The organism is Alistipes sp. dk3624 (assembly GCF_009557455.1).
GTDB classification, from domain to species: domain Bacteria; phylum Bacteroidota; class Bacteroidia; order Bacteroidales; family Rikenellaceae; genus Alistipes_A; species Alistipes_A hominis.
Map to the genome: position 1 here is coordinate 1,317,855 of NZ_CP045651.1, position 17,659 is coordinate 1,335,513.

22 protein-coding genes are annotated in these 17,659 nt (G+C 53.1%); 8 read left to right on the plus strand and 14 right to left on the minus strand.

From position 1 onward, the window contains the following. Positions 1-37: 37 nt before the first annotated feature. The 8 genes from truB to GFH31_RS05600 all read right to left on the minus strand — a co-directional run bounded on the left by truB (position 38) and on the right by GFH31_RS05600 (position 7,251). Positions 38-769 (minus strand): tRNA pseudouridine(55) synthase TruB, encoded by a 732-nt coding sequence (gene truB / locus GFH31_RS05565; protein ID WP_228385808.1) that lies wholly within the window; start codon positions 767-769, stop codon positions 38-40. Between the two features lie 33 nt (positions 770-802). Continuing rightward, positions 803-1,600, minus strand: coding sequence for an undecaprenyl-diphosphate phosphatase (locus tag GFH31_RS05570; protein WP_101572301.1), 798 nt, complete (start codon positions 1,598-1,600; stop codon positions 803-805). A gap of 3 nt (positions 1,601-1,603) precedes the next feature. Beyond that, positions 1,604-1,870, minus strand: a complete 267-nt coding sequence (locus GFH31_RS05575) for a DUF3098 domain-containing protein (protein WP_055205271.1) — start codon at positions 1,868-1,870, stop codon at positions 1,604-1,606. Between the two features lie 103 nt (positions 1,871-1,973). Continuing rightward, positions 1,974-2,855: a cell division protein FtsX gene (locus GFH31_RS05580; protein WP_055205270.1), complete on the minus strand. Its 882-nt coding sequence runs from the start codon at positions 2,853-2,855 to the stop codon at positions 1,974-1,976. A 7-nt stretch (positions 2,856-2,862) separates the two neighbouring features. Next, a complete protein-coding gene (locus GFH31_RS05585; RefSeq protein WP_118456856.1) occupies positions 2,863-5,274 on the minus strand; it encodes a YfhO family protein in 2,412 nt (803 codons plus the stop codon). 67 nt (positions 5,275-5,341) lie between these two features. Next, a complete protein-coding gene (locus tag GFH31_RS05590) occupies positions 5,342-6,193 on the minus strand; it encodes a metallophosphoesterase (RefSeq protein WP_055205268.1) in 852 nt (283 codons plus the stop codon). A 28-nt stretch (positions 6,194-6,221) separates the two neighbouring features. Further along, the gene (locus tag GFH31_RS05595; protein WP_055205267.1) at positions 6,222-7,076 is read right to left on the minus strand and encodes an endonuclease/exonuclease/phosphatase family protein; all 855 of its coding nucleotides are present in this window, start codon (positions 7,074-7,076) and stop codon (positions 6,222-6,224) included. A 4-nt stretch (positions 7,077-7,080) separates the two neighbouring features. Further along, a complete protein-coding gene (locus GFH31_RS05600) occupies positions 7,081-7,251 on the minus strand; it encodes a MarR family transcriptional regulator (RefSeq protein ID WP_055205266.1) in 171 nt (56 codons plus the stop codon). 253 nt (positions 7,252-7,504) lie between these two features. Here GFH31_RS05600 and rpmI point away from each other — a divergent pair, with 253 nt between their 5' ends. From rpmI to GFH31_RS05620, 4 genes are all read left to right on the plus strand, one after another. Then, positions 7,505-7,699, plus strand: coding sequence for a 50S ribosomal protein L35 (gene rpmI, locus GFH31_RS05605; RefSeq protein WP_055205265.1), 195 nt, complete (start codon positions 7,505-7,507; stop codon positions 7,697-7,699). A gap of 98 nt (positions 7,700-7,797) precedes the next feature. After that, the gene (rplT, locus tag GFH31_RS05610; RefSeq protein ID WP_055205264.1) at positions 7,798-8,142 is read left to right on the plus strand and encodes a 50S ribosomal protein L20; all 345 of its coding nucleotides are present in this window, start codon (positions 7,798-7,800) and stop codon (positions 8,140-8,142) included. A 559-nt stretch (positions 8,143-8,701) separates the two neighbouring features. Next, a complete protein-coding gene (locus tag GFH31_RS05615; protein WP_101572297.1) occupies positions 8,702-9,826 on the plus strand; it encodes a 6-bladed beta-propeller in 1,125 nt (374 codons plus the stop codon). Continuing rightward, positions 9,823-10,353, plus strand: a complete 531-nt coding sequence (locus tag GFH31_RS05620; RefSeq protein ID WP_101572295.1) for a hypothetical protein — start codon at positions 9,823-9,825, stop codon at positions 10,351-10,353. Before GFH31_RS05615 ends, GFH31_RS05620 begins: the two co-directional genes overlap by 4 nt. Positions 10,354-10,484: 131 nt before the next feature. Here the strand turns inward: GFH31_RS05620 and greA are convergent, their stop codons facing one another. The 3 genes from greA to GFH31_RS05635 all read right to left on the minus strand — a co-directional run bounded on the left by greA (position 10,485) and on the right by GFH31_RS05635 (position 12,393). Continuing rightward, positions 10,485-10,961, minus strand: a complete 477-nt coding sequence (gene greA, locus GFH31_RS05625; protein ID WP_055205263.1) for a transcription elongation factor GreA — start codon at positions 10,959-10,961, stop codon at positions 10,485-10,487. Positions 10,962-11,011: 50 nt separating this feature from the next. Beyond that, positions 11,012-11,206: a hypothetical protein gene (locus GFH31_RS05630; protein ID WP_055205262.1), complete on the minus strand. Its 195-nt coding sequence runs from the start codon at positions 11,204-11,206 to the stop codon at positions 11,012-11,014. A 266-nt stretch (positions 11,207-11,472) separates the two neighbouring features. Then, entirely contained in the window at positions 11,473-12,393 is a 921-nt protein-coding gene (locus GFH31_RS05635; protein ID WP_118456862.1) for an alpha/beta hydrolase, read from the minus strand. 170 nt (positions 12,394-12,563) lie between these two features. Between GFH31_RS05635 and GFH31_RS05640 the strand changes: the two genes are divergently transcribed. From GFH31_RS05640 to GFH31_RS05650, 3 genes are read left to right on the plus strand one after another with little or no spacing between them, the layout of a single operon-like run. Continuing rightward, the gene (locus GFH31_RS05640; RefSeq protein ID WP_228385809.1) at positions 12,564-13,151 is read left to right on the plus strand and encodes a SagB/ThcOx family dehydrogenase; all 588 of its coding nucleotides are present in this window, start codon (positions 12,564-12,566) and stop codon (positions 13,149-13,151) included. After that, a complete protein-coding gene (locus GFH31_RS05645; RefSeq protein WP_118656779.1) occupies positions 13,148-15,055 on the plus strand; it encodes an ATP-dependent DNA helicase RecQ in 1,908 nt (635 codons plus the stop codon). Before GFH31_RS05640 ends, GFH31_RS05645 begins: the two co-directional genes overlap by 4 nt. Before the next feature lie 11 nt (positions 15,056-15,066). Beyond that, positions 15,067-15,687 carry a 3'-5' exonuclease gene (locus tag GFH31_RS05650; RefSeq protein WP_055205421.1) on the plus strand — a complete coding sequence of 207 codons (621 nt, stop codon included), beginning with the start codon at positions 15,067-15,069 and terminating at the stop codon, positions 15,685-15,687. 43 nt (positions 15,688-15,730) lie between these two features. Here the strand turns inward: GFH31_RS05650 and rimM are convergent, their stop codons facing one another. The 3 genes from rimM to GFH31_RS05665 all read right to left on the minus strand — a co-directional run bounded on the left by rimM (position 15,731) and on the right by GFH31_RS05665 (position 17,229). Beyond that, positions 15,731-16,267 carry a ribosome maturation factor RimM gene (rimM, locus tag GFH31_RS05655; protein WP_153498312.1) on the minus strand — a complete coding sequence of 179 codons (537 nt, stop codon included), beginning with the start codon at positions 16,265-16,267 and terminating at the stop codon, positions 15,731-15,733. A gap of 10 nt (positions 16,268-16,277) precedes the next feature. Next, positions 16,278-16,823, minus strand: a complete 546-nt coding sequence (locus tag GFH31_RS05660; RefSeq protein ID WP_153498313.1) for a 30S ribosomal protein S16 — start codon at positions 16,821-16,823, stop codon at positions 16,278-16,280. 64 nt (positions 16,824-16,887) lie between these two features. Next, positions 16,888-17,229 (minus strand): hypothetical protein, encoded by a 342-nt coding sequence (locus tag GFH31_RS05665; RefSeq protein WP_101572285.1) that lies wholly within the window; start codon positions 17,227-17,229, stop codon positions 16,888-16,890. Between the two features lie 136 nt (positions 17,230-17,365). Here GFH31_RS05665 and GFH31_RS05670 point away from each other — a divergent pair, with 136 nt between their 5' ends. Next, a complete protein-coding gene (locus GFH31_RS05670; protein WP_055205255.1) occupies positions 17,366-17,584 on the plus strand; it encodes a hypothetical protein in 219 nt (72 codons plus the stop codon). The last annotated feature ends 75 nt before the right edge of the window (positions 17,585-17,659 follow it).

Sequence of the window (17,659 nt, forward strand, 5' to 3'; positions counted from 1 at the left end):
CTGCGCCGATCTTTTTCGCACGAACGGAGCCTCCGGCCTACCGGCGCACGTCCTCCGTTCCATCCGGATCGGGAAACAGCAGCCCCTGCACCTGCGGAAGCGTATAGGCGTCTTCCAGCGTGAAATCGCCGCTACGGGTACGGCAAAGCGCCGTCAAGTAGGCCCCGCTGCCCAGCTTTTCACCGAGATCGCGGGCGATCGAACGAATATAAGTTCCCTTGCTGCACCGGATACGGAGCGTCGCCCGGGGCGGTTCGAAAGACTCGAGCCGCATCCCGTACACGGTAACCGGCGCGCGGCGCATCTCCACTTCCGTCCCCTGCCGGGCGTATTCGTAGGCCCGTTTGCCATCGATCGACTTGGCCGAATAGACCGGAGGCAACTGCATCTGTTCGCCCTCCATCGTGCGCAGGGCTTCTTCGAGCATCTGCCGCGTAATATGTTCGTAGGGGAAAGTCCGGTCGACCGGGTGTTCCATATCGAAACTGGGCGTAGTCGCCCCCAACGCCAGCGTCGTCAGGTACTCTTTCGGCTGCGCCTGCAACGCTTCGGCCTGTTTGGTCGCGCGTCCCAGACACACGATCAGGATGCCGGTGGCCAGCGGATCGAGCGTGCCGGCATGTCCGACCTTGATCTTGCGATGTCCCAGCCGGCGCATCATTACCTTGATTTTTCGGACGACGTCCGAAGAGGTCCACCCAAGGGGTTTGTCGATAGGAAGCACATACCCTTCGGCAAAGGGCAGATCGGCAGAAAGCGGTTGTTTCAAAACGAAATTTTTTTAAGACTGTTCAATTCGGATTCAGACCAGCGAATAGACGATGGACGCCGCGCCGACCAACAGGCAGTACACGGCAAAATAGATCAGCTTGCCCCGCTTCACGATCCCGATCATCCAGCGGCAGGCAATGAATCCCGACACGAAGGCCGTAACGAAACCGGCCAGCAGCGCAACGGCCGAAATTCCGCTCTCGGAAGGGTGGAACCCGCCCTTCATCGCATCGAGGAATGCCTCGCCGAGAATCGGGATCAGCACCATCAGGAACGAAAACCGGGCTACTTCTTCCTTGCGGTCGCCGAGCATCAGTCCGGTCGAAATAGTCGATCCGGAACGCGAAAGACCGGGCAGGATCGCCGCGAAAGCCTGCGCGAGCCCGATTACGAAAGCATCCTTGAACGAAATTTCCGCTTTCTGCCGGGGACGGGCGTAATAGGCGAAAGACAACAGCGCAGCCGTAATCAGCAACGAAATCCCCACGACCAACAATCCGGATGCGAAAAGTTCCTCCACATAATCCTTAAAGAAAAATCCGACGATCGCCACCGGTACCATCGAAAGCATTATTTTGCAAATATAGATCGTTTCGTCGTTCCACTGGAAACGAAAAAATCCGGCGATCAACCGGGCCAGTTCGTTGCGGAAAACCACAATCGTGCTGCATACCGTAGCGGCGTGCACCGCGACGGCGAAAGTCAGGTTCTCTTCGCCCTGAAGACCGAACAACGTATTGAAAATCTGTAAATGGCCGGAACTGCTCACCGGCAAAAACTCCGTAAGTCCCTGTACCAGCCCCAAGACGACCGCTTCCCACACCTCCATCGGTTACTCCTCCTTTTTCGGTTTCTTCATAATAGCGTAAATCTCGAAGGCGAAACCGCCCAGCACCAACAGCGGAGCGAGCGTAATGCGCCGGAAACTGAACATATCCTCGTTGAACACGTTCGGATCGTCGCTGCCGCCGCCGCTCATCAGGATAAATCCGAGGACGATCACGGCAAAGCCGATCAGCATCAACTTATAATTGGTAAAAGTCAACGGCATCCGGTTCGATTTTCCGGCGTCCGTCGTGTTTTTCTCATTTTTTTTCATCCGTTCTCCGTGTTTATGACGGCAGGCCCGCCGCCTGTTATGCTCTAAAATATAACGCAACCGGCCGGCAATCATTGTAAAACCGGGCCGGATTCCGAAAAAATCAATACAAATACAACTTATCGGTCCGCATCCGCAGGAATTTACGAACGGCGAAAGCGGTGAACACCAGCGAAATGAGGATACCCCCCACCATCATCGCCCCGAAAATGAACAGCAGTTGCAACTGATCCGAAACGAACTTCACCTCCGGCAGCCCTTCGTGCAGCCCGGCGATCATCACGGCCAGCATCGCCCACGAGATCAGCCCGGCATAGATTCCCTGCAAGATACTGCCGCCCAGGAACGGCTTCGTAATAAACCAGCGCGTGGCCCCGACCAGCTTCATCGTATGGATCAGGTAACGTTTCGAGAAAATCGTAACGCGGATCGTATTGTTCAGCAGGATCAGCGAAATAATCAGCAGCGCGCCGCCGAACAGCAACAGCACCAGGTTGAATTTATTGATGTTGGACGTAACCTGCTCGATCACGTTCCGCTGGTAGACCACCTCGTCGACCCCGTCCCACGACATGACCTGCTTCTCGAGGGCCGACAGCGCCCCTGTTTCGGCCGAACGTCCGTCCAGTTTCACCTCGTAGGAATCCGGCAGCGGATTCGTCTGCAGAAATTCGACGAAATCGCTTCCCAGATAGGCCTGGAAATCGGCCGCCGCCTGGTCTTTCGGAATGAATTTCACTTCCCGGATCGCGGGGTTCGTCTCCAACTGCCGCTTTACCGCAGCGGAAGTCTCCTCCGGAATGCCGTCTTTCAGCATCACGAACACCGACACGTTCTCTTTCAGCCGGTTCGAAGCGTTCAGCGCGCCGAGGATCAGGTATCCCACCGCGCCGAGCAGAAAGAGCACCAGCGCGATGCTGACCGTCGAAATAATGTAGGCATTCCGAACCTTGCGTTTGATTTTCCTGTTATTGTTTACAGCCATAACCTAATCAGCTATTTTCCGTTTGTTTGCGTTTGCGTACCGCCGCGACGGAGACGGCTGCGACCAGCCCGGCCAAAAGCAACAGCGAACAGGCGCGCGTAACGGCCGTCAGCGCCGCATAGTGCGGAGCGCGGAAACGGAACTCGACCGTATGGTTTCCCGCCGGCAACGCCATCGCCCGCAGCACGTAATCGGCACGAAAATAGGGCGCCTCTTCGCCGTCGACATAGGCCGTCCATCCGTGCGGATAATAAATTTCGGAGAATACGGCGACCCCTTCCGCCGGGGCCGTATATTCGTAACGTTGCAGATTGACCCTGTATTCGGTCATCCGGATCGACGCAGTCGAGTCGGCCGCCGGCACGACTCCCTGCAACGCATCGGCGAAGCGCTCGTCGACTACGGCCACCCGTTTGGTATCGGTCGTCGTCAGCGCATCGATCTCCAGATCGGGGGTTTCGACGAAAGCTACCGAATCGACGAACCAGGCGGCGCCGTTGGCTTCCGGATTATGCTGCACGGATAACCGGCCCGTCTGTTGATCCGGCACGATGACGTAGCGCGTATTGAGCATATTGTACACGTTCATATTCATCTTCGACAGATGGCGGTCGATCAGATCCTGGTAGCGGTGCAGCTTGGCTCCGTGGTAGCCGCCGACCGAACGGTGGAAATAGGAAGTCGAAGCGTCGTTGAACGTGCTGACCGAAAGATTCAGCACCCGGTATCCGGGCTCGCCGGTCGAGTCGGCCAGGATCTGCCGGTCGGCCTCCGTCGGACGGATTTCGGCCCGGTTCGGCAAAACGAATGTGTCGCCGTTCAGATAGCGCAGGTTGACGGGCACCATATCGGCCGTCACCAACACGCCGAGCAGCAGCACGAAAGCCGTCTTCTTGATCTTTTCCGCCGCGAACGCCCAGACTACGCCGGCCGCCAACAGCACGAACAGCAACGAACGGAACGCATCGGCCCGCATCATCGAGGCGCGCTCGGAACGCATCGCCGAAGCCACCTCCTGCGGAAGCTGATCTTCGCCCTGACCGGAAAACGACATCAGCGCGCCGCCGAACACGAGGAACAGCAACGCGATTCCTCCGACCGTCAGCACCGCCGATCGAAGTCCTTTCATCAACCGCTGCCGGTCGAGTTCGCCGCACCAGAGCCGCTGCAACACGACGGCCATCAGAAACGGCACGCTCCATTCGGCGATCACCAAGATCATCGACACGGTGCGGAACTTATTGTACATCGGGAAATAGTTGAAAAACAACTCGGTGAATCCCATAAAATTACTTCCCCAGGACAACAGCACCGCGAGCAGAGTCACGACGAACACCCACCATTTCGAACGCCCGCGCAGCACGAACATGCCGAGCACGGCCAGCAACAACGCCACGGCCCCCAGGTAAACGGGGCCGCTGGTCATCGGCTGGGGCCCCCAGTACGCGGGAACCTGCGAAACGTCGGCGCGGTAATTCCTCAGCACCCCGGCGACCTCCCCGTCCTGCGAAAACCCGCCTTGCGAAGTTCCCCCGTACAGGTTCGGAATCAGCATGTTGAAAGTCTCCGCCTTACCGTAACTCCACGCCGTAGCGTACTGCAGGCCGAGTCCGTCCTGCTTCTTCCCGTCAGCGGAAGTCAGTTCGCTACCGCCGCGCATCGTCTCGGACGAATGGCTGTCGATATAATAAAGCATTCCCGCATTACTCCCTACGGCCAGCACGGCCGCCAGCGCCAGCAGTCCGGTCGCTTTGGCAAAATGCGGCAATATCCTTTCCCGGATCGAAAGCACCAACTCGTTGACCCAGAAAGCAATCAAAATAAATAAGAAATAATAGGTAATCTGCGGGTGATTGACCCCGATTTCGATCGTGGCGAAAACACCGGTCAGCGCGGCGCCAATCCACATATTCCGCCGGAACGCGTAATACACGCCGCCGAACAGCATCGGAGCGAAGGCCAGCGCGAGCATCTTTGTAATGTGTCCGGCCCCTATAATGATGAAGAAATAGGTCGAAAAACCGTAAGCGAGAGCCGGAACGATTCCGATCCACGGATTGAACCGCATACACAACAGCATGAAGAAAAACATCGCCATCGCAATGAAAATCAGCGAAGCGGGCTGTCCGAGGAAATAAAATACGCGGGCCAGCGTCTTGATGATCGTGCCTTCGTACTGTACGTTGATCAGGTAGGCCGGCATCCCGCTGAACATATTGCCTTCCCATTGCGGATCTTCGCCATACTTCGCACGGTGCTGCATAATGTCTTCGACACTGCCCTTATATTGCAGAATATCGTGCTGAGCCAGCACTTTCCCGTCGAACTGCGGGGCGAAATAGAACAGGTTGATCACGACGAAAACGACCAGCGCCACCAATATCGGCATCCATCGTTTGAGGGCTTGTTTAGACTCCATGCGGATAAGCTAATAAATGTCAGTCTGCAAAGTAACGAAAAAATGTTGAGAATTCCCCACCCGCGCTCTAATTCCCGGCCGGGAATCCGTCGATCCGCTCCGGCAGCCGGTCGAAACCGTAATAGACGGTTTCGATCTTCTCCGGGAAAACTTTTACGACCCGGAATCCGGAACGGTCGTTGCCCAGCGGCCGACCGGCGGCCCCGGCGGTATGGAATCGCACGCCCCCAAACGAACCCGAAGCGCAGAAATGCAGGTGCCCGGACAGGTAACAGTCCACGCCGTACCGCGCGAACAGGTCGAGGTACTTTCCGCGGCGAACGGACGGGATATTTTCGTAACGGTCCTTCTCATCGGCCGATTCGAGAAAAAACGGATGATGTCCCAGCACGATCGTACGGCCATATCTCCGGGAGCGTTTCAGTTTCGCCGCGAGCCATCTCCACTGCTTCCGCTCGCGGTCGGGACAATCGGCCCAGACGACCGGCGTATTCAACCCGATCAGGTAAGCGCCGCGGTGTGCGAATGCGAAACGGTCGTAACCGTACTTTTTAATATAAGCCTCGACCAGCCGATCTCTTGCCTCGTTGCCCACGTCGTGGTTGCCCGGCGTAAAATAGACCGGGATCGCCGGATCGATCCGGGCGATCAACCGGTCGAATTCGGCCACTTGTCCGGCGTCGTTCAGGTCGTGCACCATATCGCCCGTCACGACCACGAACGCGGGCCGCAGCCGGTTGATCGCATCGGTAAAAAGCTCCATCAACTCCGTCTCGCGGGCGTAGGAGCGGTTGTCGTCGATAAATCCCAACTGCGGATCGCTCAGTTGGATAAAAAAGAACGGATCGCTGCGCTTTTGCGCGGCGACGGAGGAGGCGACGCTTCCCAGAATCATAATCCAAACCAGCAGTTTTCCCATTTTTACAGTTCCCCGTTCGCCGCCGTGATTATTTCAACAACGCTTCGACAAAGACGGGAAAGTGGTCGGACGGATGATTGCGCCCGTCCGAATCGGTCAGGATGCCGAATTTCAGCACCGTCACGCGGTCGTTGACGAACAGGAAGTCGATCTTGCCTTTTTTCATCAACCGCTCCGGAACCTTCACCCCGAAATCGGTGTAACTCCAACCCGGCGTATAGGGCGGCGTCTGCGACACGGCTTCCGCATCGGAAAAAGCGCTCAGCATCACCTCGACCGGATCGCTCCCGGCCCCCGAGTTGAAATCGCCGGAACAAAAGACCGGATACTTCTCCCCGACCGTCTCGCGGATCCGGGCGACCAGCAGTTCGGCCGACTTATGCCGCGCCACGGGACCGATATGGTCGAAATGCGTGTTGAAAAAGTAAAACACCCGACGCGTGGCGCGGTCCTTCATCTTGGCCCACGTACAGATCCGGTTCAAAGCGGCGTCCCAGCCTTTCGACACCTTTTCGGGCGTTTCGGAGAGCCAGAATGTTCCGCTGTCGAGTACCTGAATCCGGTCGACGCGGTAGAAAATCGCTGAGAACTCGCCTCCCGCCTCCCCGTCGCGGCCGACGCCGACCGACGCGAAACCGGGCATTTGTTGCAGGTCTTCCATCTGCTCGGGACGGGCCTCCTGCACGCCGACAACATCGTACTCATGAAATAAAATCAGCGCTTTAACCCGTTCCTTACGGTTCGGCCACGCATTTTCGCCGTCGCCGGGGTTGTTGCAACGGATGTTGTAGGAACCTATGTTCAGCGGACGGTTGCGGGCAACGAGACTATCGGCGCCGAACAACAGGATCAGCGCCGACAGATACAAGATCAATCTGTTCATGCCGCTACTTCTGAATGTCGTAAAAGCAGCGTTTCGGAGAGTAGACCTTGCCCTCTTTGACCAGTTTTTTGATCGCTTTGTCGGCTTCGGCTTTTTCGACGCCGGCAGCAGCCGCGATGTCGCCGGGACGCATCGCACCCTTTTCCTGAAGGGCTTTGAGAATTTTTTCTTCCATGACTCGATTCCGATTTGGTTGGTGACGTAAAAATAAGCATTTCGCCCGGTTCTTGCAAATCGGAAATTTTTATCGGGCGATCGGAAAATACGATACCGGAACAACGACGGAGCCATCCCTCATAAACATCTGATTAAAATAACTTTAATTAAAAATCACTCAAGTCGAAAAATATTTCGTAAAAACGGGATTTTTTTATTCCGGGATTAATTCCTACCTTTGAAGGCTGTTTAACATTAAAATTTTTAGTAGAATGCCGAAAATGAAAACCAATTCCGGTGCCAAGAAGCGTTTCGACTTCACCGGATCAGGAAAGATCAAAAGAAAGCATGCTTTCAAAAGTCACATCCTGACGAAGAAAACGAAAAAACAAAAACGGAATCTCACCTACTCGGGACTGATCTCGAAGGTCGATGAAGCCAACGTAAAACTGCTGCTGGTTAAATAAACCGCCGCGCGTTTTACACCAATGTCAAACAAAGAGTGACTTAGCCCCGAAGAGTGTGGGAGAACCATGCCGCTAACCGCTCGTAAAACTTTACAATTATGCCAAGGTCAGTAAATGCAGTTGCATCCAGAGCCCGAAGAAAAAAAGTTTTGAAACTTGCCAAAGGTAACTTTGGTTCAAGGGGAAATGTATGGACGGTCGCCAAAAACACCGTAGAAAAAGGTCTCACCTATGCGTACAGAGACCGCAAGAACAAAAAACGTCAGTTCCGCAGCCTGTGGATTCAGCGTATCAACGCCGCTGTCCGCGGTCAGGGAATGACCTACTCGGAATTCATGGGTAAGATGAACGCCAAAGGAATCCGGCTCAACCGGAAAGTCCTGGCCGATCTGGCTATGAACAACGCCGCAGCATTCGAAAAAATCGTTAAAACAGTGAAATAGCGCTTTCTCCGGGCCTCCCGGACAAACCAGCTAAATAAAAAGTGTCGGAAACAATTTCGGCACTTTTTTGTTGGTTACTACTTACTACATTCAGTCATTATGCTTATTTTAGTCTAAATTACAGCATAAAACAATTCAAACAATAATAATTACAAAAAAAATTATAACTTAGTAAATCAAAATCACATTTTAGTAAATTAACAAAAAGGAGGCGTATAGCAAGCAAACAGTCAGACGGAGAAATGCGGCAGTAACTTTTTACAACGTTTCCACACCGGCAAATACTAAATATGATCTACTGGTGGGAGATATAGAGGCTCTAAGTCAAGATGAATCATCTTCAGACAAAGGAGCTCCTATGAGTTTTACTTGCGGCGCTCTTATCGGCTATGACAAAAAAGGGAAACCAATCTATTGCCAGACAACGGTTGTAACCTGTCAAGGAACGGGTACACATTGCGAACGCCGTCCATGCAATTTACACGGTTAATCGAATATAAACAACAGAGACAGATATAAAAATCTGTCTCTGTTGTTAAAGCATAAATAATATTATCTCATGATGAACTATTTTATAAAGACAATTTTACCCTGCATAATTTTATCCAGCATCTCTGCCTGTACTCAACAACCAAATACGATATCGCAAAACGATCAAAAAAATCTTTCCTGGATCGAACAAGAGGATAGTACCGCAGCGAACTATATCGACACCGTAGAATATATTTTATTGGAAGCCCATCCGGACGGTCTTTTTAGAGAAATCGATAAATTAATCGTAAAAAACGATAAAATCTTTATTTTTGATTTTATAGGCCGAAACCAAGTACTGGTTTTTGACAGAAACGGGAAATTTCTATACAAAACAGGGAACAGGGGGCGCGGGCCGAAAGAGTATATCCAACTTCGCAATTTTACCGTAGACGACAAATTTATTTACCTGATCGACAATATTAAACACGAATTGTTGCTACATGACATCCAAAACGGGAACTTCATCACAAAGAAAACTCTACCGTTTGTTGTTTATGATATGGCTGTTTTCGATAACGGAAATTACATTTTTTCATGGGCTGTAGTCGACGGCGCCATCCTTTCTCCCGGCCAACAACCTTACCGCATATATATTACCGATTCGGATATGAATATCAAAAACAGCATTTTCCCGACAAATGAAAACGACTGTAGCGTCTTATCCCGATTCTCGTATTTAACTCATTCCAAGGGATATTTCGTCTTTAATACGCTGGTTTCAGATTCCATAGCCGTTTTCGACAGAAAAGCGCCGGATTCAGTGAAAGTTTATCACATCGATTTCAAAAACAGAAAAGCCCCACTAGAGGCAAAAAACGACCCGGAAAGACTATCCGGATTTCATTATCTGAGCGAAACACCGATCATGACACCCAAATATATGATCGGACAATTCAATGAAGATAAATACGGAGGACAGCCTTTCATATACGATCTGAATCGCCAAACGGTGGTGGGCACGAACATAATCAAAGATACATCCCGCTTTTTGCAAAAACCACTGGCTTATTTCGACAATCAGATTTTTTCACTTTATGATTATTCGACTTATATTTTTCAGATGAAAAACGGATTATGTACATTACCGGATTCAGTAAAAAAACATATGGACAAAGGCGACGGAGTCCTGATAACCTATCATTTGAAATGAAAATAATTTTTGTCGTATTAACCAACATACTTCTTTTTGCCTGCGTAAATAATAATCGCACAGATGCGCCTGAATTACTCGACAAGATTCTCGACAAGCAAATTTTAATTAAAAACCATTCCTATTGCATCAATGGGAAAGATACGCTAATCTCCGACATGATGGATACATCCCATTTTAAAATCGTAATATTCGCCGAATCATCAGATTGTGAGCGCTGTTCCTGGAGGCTGGAAGAATGGTTCCTGAAAAAGAAAGAATTGTCACTACTCGATAAAAATCCGTCTTTTATATTTATCGTACAGAGCAAAAACAGAAATTTAACTGAACATTACATCCGTGAAGCTTTGCCGGATATTCCTGTAATTTACGATTCAACCTCTAATTTTATTTCAGCAAACGGATTACCTCAAGAATCCGCTTATCATACGTTACTTTTAGATAAAAACAATCGTGTACGTCTAATCGGATCGCCCATCAACAACGACAAATTGTGGGAGTTATACAAAAAAGAAATCGACAATTAATTTAACAGGCAACAAACAGGACGGTTATCTCGGACAACGGGCCATCCCTAAAAGACAGATTATAAATTAATTAAAAACGGATCCGGTCGAAATCGACCGGATCCGTAAATATATTCAGGAAACCCAACCGGTCAGATCGAAATATTCAGTATCTCGAAACGCAGCACGCCCGACGGAACGGTAACGTCGACCTCTTCGCCCTTTTTGTGTCCGAGCAGCGCCTGTGCGATCGGGGTACCGATCGACAACTTGCCCTCTTTCAGGTTGGCCTCGTTTTCGGAAACCAGGGTGTACTCCACGACCTTCCCGGTGGTTATATTTTTAAGAGTTACGCGGTTCAGAATCTGAACGGTACTGGTGTCAATACGCGATTCGTCGAGCACCCTTGCATTGGCAACGGTATCCTCCAACTTGGCAATACGCATCTCAAGCATGCCCTGAGCCTCTTTGGCCGCATCATACTCTGCATTCTCCGACAGATCGCCTTTGTCGCGGGCTTCTGCGATCGCGGCGGAAATAGCAGGACGCTCGACCGAACGGAGGTGATCCAGTTCGTCTTTCAGCTTTTGTAAACCCGCTTCGGTTAAATAAACAACGTTTGATGCCATAATAATAATGATTGAGTTTAAATGTTTTCAGGAATTCACGCCGCGGCTTTTCAACCTTTATCGTTCAGATTGAGCATCTGCCGCAGCAGGTAAAGAAAAGTTACCGCACAACACGACAGGATCAGCACGGTCAGGTAATTGCGCATCTCCCCGTCGAACAGACACAACACCACGCTTCCCCCGAGGCAAAACACCGAGAGCAGCAGGAATGCCACATAAACATAAAATCGTGTCTTCGGTTTCATCGATTCGTTTGCGTTAACAAAAAGAAAAAATCCCGACCCCTGTCGGGGGGTCAGAACCTTTTCGATAAGACAAATGTAAACAAAGATTTTCGATTTTCCAAGTTTACCGCATTTTTTGCGAAAACTCGGAAAATCCCGATTCCGTTCGGCCGCTGTCCGGCGCGGACGCCTCCGGCATTACCCGCTGAAACGGCAGACGTAATCGAAATCGCCGGTCTAAGAACCATACCGGTCGGCATTACAATCCGCAAAACGGCCGTTCTCCGCTACCGAGAAAGTTTCGGACAGGCGGTATCGGCCGCCGCGGCTTTCTTTCGCAATTGCTTTAGCCAGCGGGACAGCGACGCATGGTACTCGTCCCAATAGACGAAGTCGCCGATCCAACCGTGACGACCGGTGGGATAAACGTGCAGTTCGGCGGGAACGCCTTTCGAGCACAGCGAATCGTAGAACATCGTACTGTTGCGCGTCGGAACCACTTCGTCGTCGCTGCTCAGCGCGATGAAACACGGAGAAGTGGCGGGAGTATGTTCCGTGGCGGCAACGATGTGCCGCTCGGTCGAAAACCTCCGGATCAGATCTTCGGACGGATCTTTGCCCATCAGGTTATCGCGGCTTCCCCCGTGAGAGAATCCGTCCTGCATCGTAATCACCGGATAGATCAGTATCCCGAAATCGGGACGCGCGTAACTGAATTCGAACAGCGTCAGAGCCGAGGCCGCCAGATGCCCCCCCGCCGAAAAGCCCATGACGCCGACCTGGCACGGGTCGATTCCCCATTCGGCGGCATTTTCGCGCACGGTGCGAAACATTCGGCGCACATCGGTCAGCGGTATTTCGCTGTGTCCGTTCGGCATCCGGTAGCGCAGGACGACGGCCGTAATTCCGTTTTCGTTCAGCCAGCGGGCTACGTCGATCCCCTCGCGCTGGTAGCAAACACAACCGTAACCGCCCCCGGGCAGGACGACGACGCACTGTCCGTTCGCCTTGTCCGGCGCAGGACGGAACAGGAAATAATCCGGGACGGCAACGCCAAAACGGACGCCGTCGCGATCGGCCGTGACCGAAGAGTCGAGTCCGTTGTCGCCGTCGAACTTCCCGTCCGGATACAACGGCTGCGGCGTCTGAGCGGATGCTTCGGCGCAGCACAAAACGACCAGCGACAAAAAAGCAAGTATTCTTTTCATGGAAAAACAATTTATAAAATTTACGGAAGACGAACGCGTCCAACGCCGTCCGTTCGTTTTAGCATTAGTAAAGGTAAAAAAAATAAATTAAATTTGTAGGAACAAAACGTCCGAATCCGATGAGAAAAGCAATTTTGACACTTACGACACTGTTATTAACTTCATGGGCTATGGCACAGAACAATATCATCAAACTTCCGGCTCCGTCCAAAACCGGAGGAATGCCTTTGATGGAGGCGTTGTCGAAACGTGCGACGAACCGCACGATGGACGGCGAAAAATCGCTTTCGCAGCAACAACTCTCCGACCTGCTGTGGGCAGCTTGGGGAATCAACCGCGAAGACGGCCGCCGCACGGCGCCGTCGGCGCTGAACCGCCAGGAGATCGACCTCTACCTGATCGGTCGTAAGGGGGCTTACCGCTACGACGCCGAAGCGCACGCGTTGGTTCCGGTCGCCGAAGGCGATCTGCGCGGCAAGGTCAACAGCCAGGAGTACACCCGCACCGGGGACTGGATCCTGATCTTCGTGGCCGACTACATGCGGATGACGCAGGGCGACATGCAGGGCAACGCCGTCACCGCCGGTATCGACGCCGGACTGATCGCGCAAAACGTCTACCTGTACGGGGCTTCCGAAGGGCTGGCCGTGGTGGTTCACTCGACGGTCAACCGCGAAGAGGTCGCCAAAACGCTCGGATTGAAATCGTCGCAGCATATCGCACTGGGGCAGACCGTAGGAATCCCGGCCCGCCGATGACCGAACGGCTGCGCCAAATACTGAAACGATACTGGGGGTACGACGATTTCCGTCCGTTACAGCTCGAAACGATCGAATCGGTCTGCGCAGGTCGGGATACGTTAGTGCTGATGCCTACCGGAGGCGGGAAATCGGTCATCTACCAGGTACCGGGCCTTGCTTTGGACGGGGTGTGCATCGTCGTGACACCGCTGATCGCGCTGATGAAAGATCAGATCGACCAACTGCGCCGCCGGCGCATCCTCGCCGAGTCGATTCATTCGGGTATGCAGCCGCGCGACATCGACCGGATTCTCGACAACTGCGTCTACGGCGACGTGAAATTCCTGTACATTGCGCCGGAACGCATCGACAGCGAATTGTTCCGGACGCGTTTCGCCAAAATGCGGGTATCGCTGCTGGCCGTCGACGAAGCCCACTGCATCTCGCAGTGGGGATACGACTTCCGCCCGTCTTACCTGCGGATCGCCCGGCTGAGGGAGTTGCAGCCCGAAATACCGGTGCTGGCGCTGACCGCGTCGGCAACGCCGGAAGTGGCCGAAGACATCATGCAACAACTGAAATTCAGCGAACCGCACGTCCTGCGGACGAGTTTCGCGCGCAGCAACCTTTGTTACGTAGTGCGCAACACAGAAGACAAACACGAGCACCTGCTGCGCATTCTGAACAACGTTCCGGGAACGGGCATCGTCTACGTACGCACCCGCGAAAAGACGGAAACCATCGCCGGATTCCTGAACGAAAACGGCATAACGGCCGGATTCTACCACGGCGGCATGGGATACCTGATGCGGGCAGCGCGGCAGGACGACTGGATACGGGGACGGCTGCGGGTCATGGTCGCTACCAATGCGTTCGGTATGGGCATCGACAAGGCGGACGTCCGGATCGTCGTGCACTACGACCCGTGCGATTCGTTGGAAGCCTATTATCAGGAAGCCGGACGGGCCGGACGGGACGGTAAAAAGGCTTATGCGGTGCTGTTGCTGTCCGAGGGAGATACCCCGCTGGCGACGCGCCGGATGCAACTCGACTTTCCGCCCGTAAAAACGATCCTGAACGTATACGAAGCGCTGTTCAACTACCTCTCCGTCGCCGTAGGGGACGGCAAGGGAACCGTCCACCCGTTCAACGTCTACGAATTCGCCGCGCGATTCCGCTTTTTCGTCCCGACAGCGCTCAACGCCATCAAAATCCTACAGACGAACGGCTACCTGATCCTGACCGACGAGTCGGATAACCCGCCGCGGATCCGGTTCGTCGTGCCGCGCGACGAACTCTACCGGATCCGCGTCGACCGCAAGGAACTCGACCACCTGATCACCGTGCTGCTGCGCCGTTACACGGGACTTTTCAGCGACTTCGCCGCGATCGACGAGGACGAACTGGCGCATCTGTCGGGATACACCGTGGCCCGTCTGCACGAACTTTTTAAGAAATTGTGGCAGTTGCACATCATCCGCTACATTCCGGGCGGAAGAAGTCCGATGCTGATCCTTTCCGAAGAGCGTTTGCCGGTGGCCAACGTCCGGATCTCGCCGGAAAGCTACGCCCGGCGCAAAGCCGTGGCCGAAAAACGGCTCGACAGCATGTTCCGTTACGCCACCGAGCCGGCGGAGTGCCGCAGCGTATTGATACAGCGTTATTTCGGAGAAACGGATGCAGTCCCGTGCGGCGCGTGCGACCGTTGCCTGGAACAGAAAAAAAGGGGGACGGATACACCCGGACAACAGGCCCTGCAACGGGAAATCCTCTCCCGGCTGTCCGGCGGGCCGGCCGACGTGCGGTCGCTCGCAGCGCAGATACGCCGCGACATCCGTCATATCCTGGAGTGCGTGACCGTCCTGCTCCGGGAAAAGAAAATAATCGAAGAAAGTGACGGGAAACTTCGGATAAATCCGTAAATTTGCGGCCGATGGGAAAAATTTACGCGGAAAGCATAACCAACGAAGCGATCAACCAACTGTCGATAGGGGCATTCCCCGGGGAAATCGTCGTCGTCGATACTCCGGAAGCGGCGGAGGCTGCCTGCGAATACCTGAGCCGCTTCCCGTTGATCGGATTCGATACGGAGACCCGGCCGTCGTTCACGAAAGGACATTTCAACAAGGTGGCGCTGCTACAACTCTCGGCCGACGACAAAGCCTTCTTGTTCCGGCTGAACCTGATCGGGCTGCCCGAATCCGTACAGCGCGTACTCTCTTCCGACCGGATCGCCAAAGTCGGCGTCGCCGTATACGAAGACGTCCGGATGCTGCGTTCGTGGCACCGGTTTCCTCCAAAAAAATTCGTGGAATTGCAGAACATAGCCCCGCGGTACGGGATTACCGACAAAAGTCTACGCAAACTGGCCGCCATCACGCTGAACATCCGCATCTCGAAAGCCCAGCGTCTCAGCAACTGGGAAGCACAGCAACTGACGCCCGCACAGCAACTTTACGCGGCGACCGACGCATGGGTCGGACGCGAGATTTTCAAAAAACTTTCGCAGAGCGAACCCGAAAAACCGGAGGAACCGGTTTCGGAGAAGGGCTGACCGCCCGACTCGTTTCGACGGCGCGGCAGGCGCGCTTCGCATATCAATCGTTCAGATCGATCAGTCCTTCGGGCAGTTGCATCCGGATTTTCCGCCCGGCAACGTCGATCTCGGTAATAAACTCGTCGGCGACGGGAACGTAAACGGACTTTCCGTCCAGCGACAGCAGGAACAGCGGATTCTCCCCGTCAATAAATCCGGTCACGATCCCCTCCCCGGCCTCATCGACCATTACGCCGAATCCGACCAAGTCTTCCGGATAAAATTCATCGGCATCCGGATCCAGCGGTTCTCCGTCCGGCGCATCCTCCTCCCCCTCCAGGAAAAGTTCGCAGCCAATCAACTCGTCCGTGCGTTTCTCGGAATAGAAATCGGAAAATACGACCAGCGCGCTACGCCTTCCGCGGCGCTCGAAACGGTCGCAAAAAAGAGGAACCGCCAGTTTGTCGATCACGACAAAAAGCGGTTCCTTCGTATCAAAATCGGCAGGAAACGTATCGAACAGACTGACCATCAACTCGCCCGAAAGTCCGAAAGACTTGGCGATACGGCCGACCGCCGTTTTACGTCGCTCCTGCATCGGGCAAAAATCAGGCTTCGGCAGCCGGTTCTTCGGCAGACGCTTCGGTCTCGGCCTCGGTCGACTCGGCAGCAGCGGCAGCAGCAGCAGCGGCGATTTCCGCTTTCTTGGCGGCAACGGCTTCGGCACGGGCTTCCTTCACTTTCTTTTCCGCTTCTAACCGGGCTTTCTTATCGGCTACTTTGTCTCCGCTGAGTTTGGACTCCTTAGCTGCGATCTTTTCGGCTTTCTGTTCCATCCACTGGGCAAAACGGGCATCGGCCACTTCGGCGCTGAACGCACCTTTGCTGACGCCTCCCAGCAAATGTTTCTTGTACATGACCCCTTTGTAAGAAAGAATCGCCCTACAGGTGTCGGTAGGTTGAGCGCCCTTCTGCAACCATGCCAATGCTTGGTCAAAGTTGAGTGTGATTGTGGCAGGATTGGTATTGGGATTATACGACCCAATATTCTCAATGAATTTACCATCACGTGGCGCCCTGCTGTCGGCAACGACAATGTGGTAGAAAGGATAACCCTTTTTACCGCGGCGTGCTAATCTGATTTTTACAGGCATTTTGTAATTTTTAATTGGTTTTACACAACCTACTGAAGTAAGTAGGGTGCAAAAGTACCGTTTTTTATCGATTCTGCAAAGGATCGCGCTCTTTTTTATTCTGATCGATCAGTTTTTGCAGCAATTTCAACTGGCGCAACTGCAATTCCGTATAATTGGTCAGGTTGGACACCATGCTGTCGATCACCAGCGGCAAGTCTTCGTCCTCGCAGTTCGTTTTGCCGCCGGCGTCGGAAGCGTCCCGGAAAATATTCCCCCGCCCGGTCAACAGCCAGTACAGGTCGATGCTCGGGAAACGCTGGATAATCTTCGACAACTTGTCCGACCCCAGAGCGCCTGTCATGTTGGAAATATTCCCCCGTTTCAATCCGCACTCGCGTTCAAATTCCCGGATGGATAGTCCCAAATGCACACTCAGTATTTTAATCCGCCCTTTTAAATCCATCGTGGTGACACAAATAATTGACAATATTGTTTTTTATGTCAAAAAAATTGGGTATTTTTGCGTATTACTACAACAAAGGTATCAAATATTGCCGATTATGAAAAAAAGAATTGAACGAAAAGAGGAGCGTATTGCGGCTATTCGTTCGGAAGCCGCACGCCATCGGGGAGTCTATGCCGAAGTCGCACGCGAAAACGGTTGGGGAAGAGATTACGTATGCAGCGTCATGGCGGGACGCAACAGCAGCGAGAACGTACTCTTCGCCCTTGAAAAAAAACTTCGCCTGAATATTCCGAATACGAAACAAACATCGTAAACCGACGCTCGATTATAATTCATAACTTCCTAACCGATTAAGATAATCGGTCGCTTTTCCGGGAAAGAAAACATC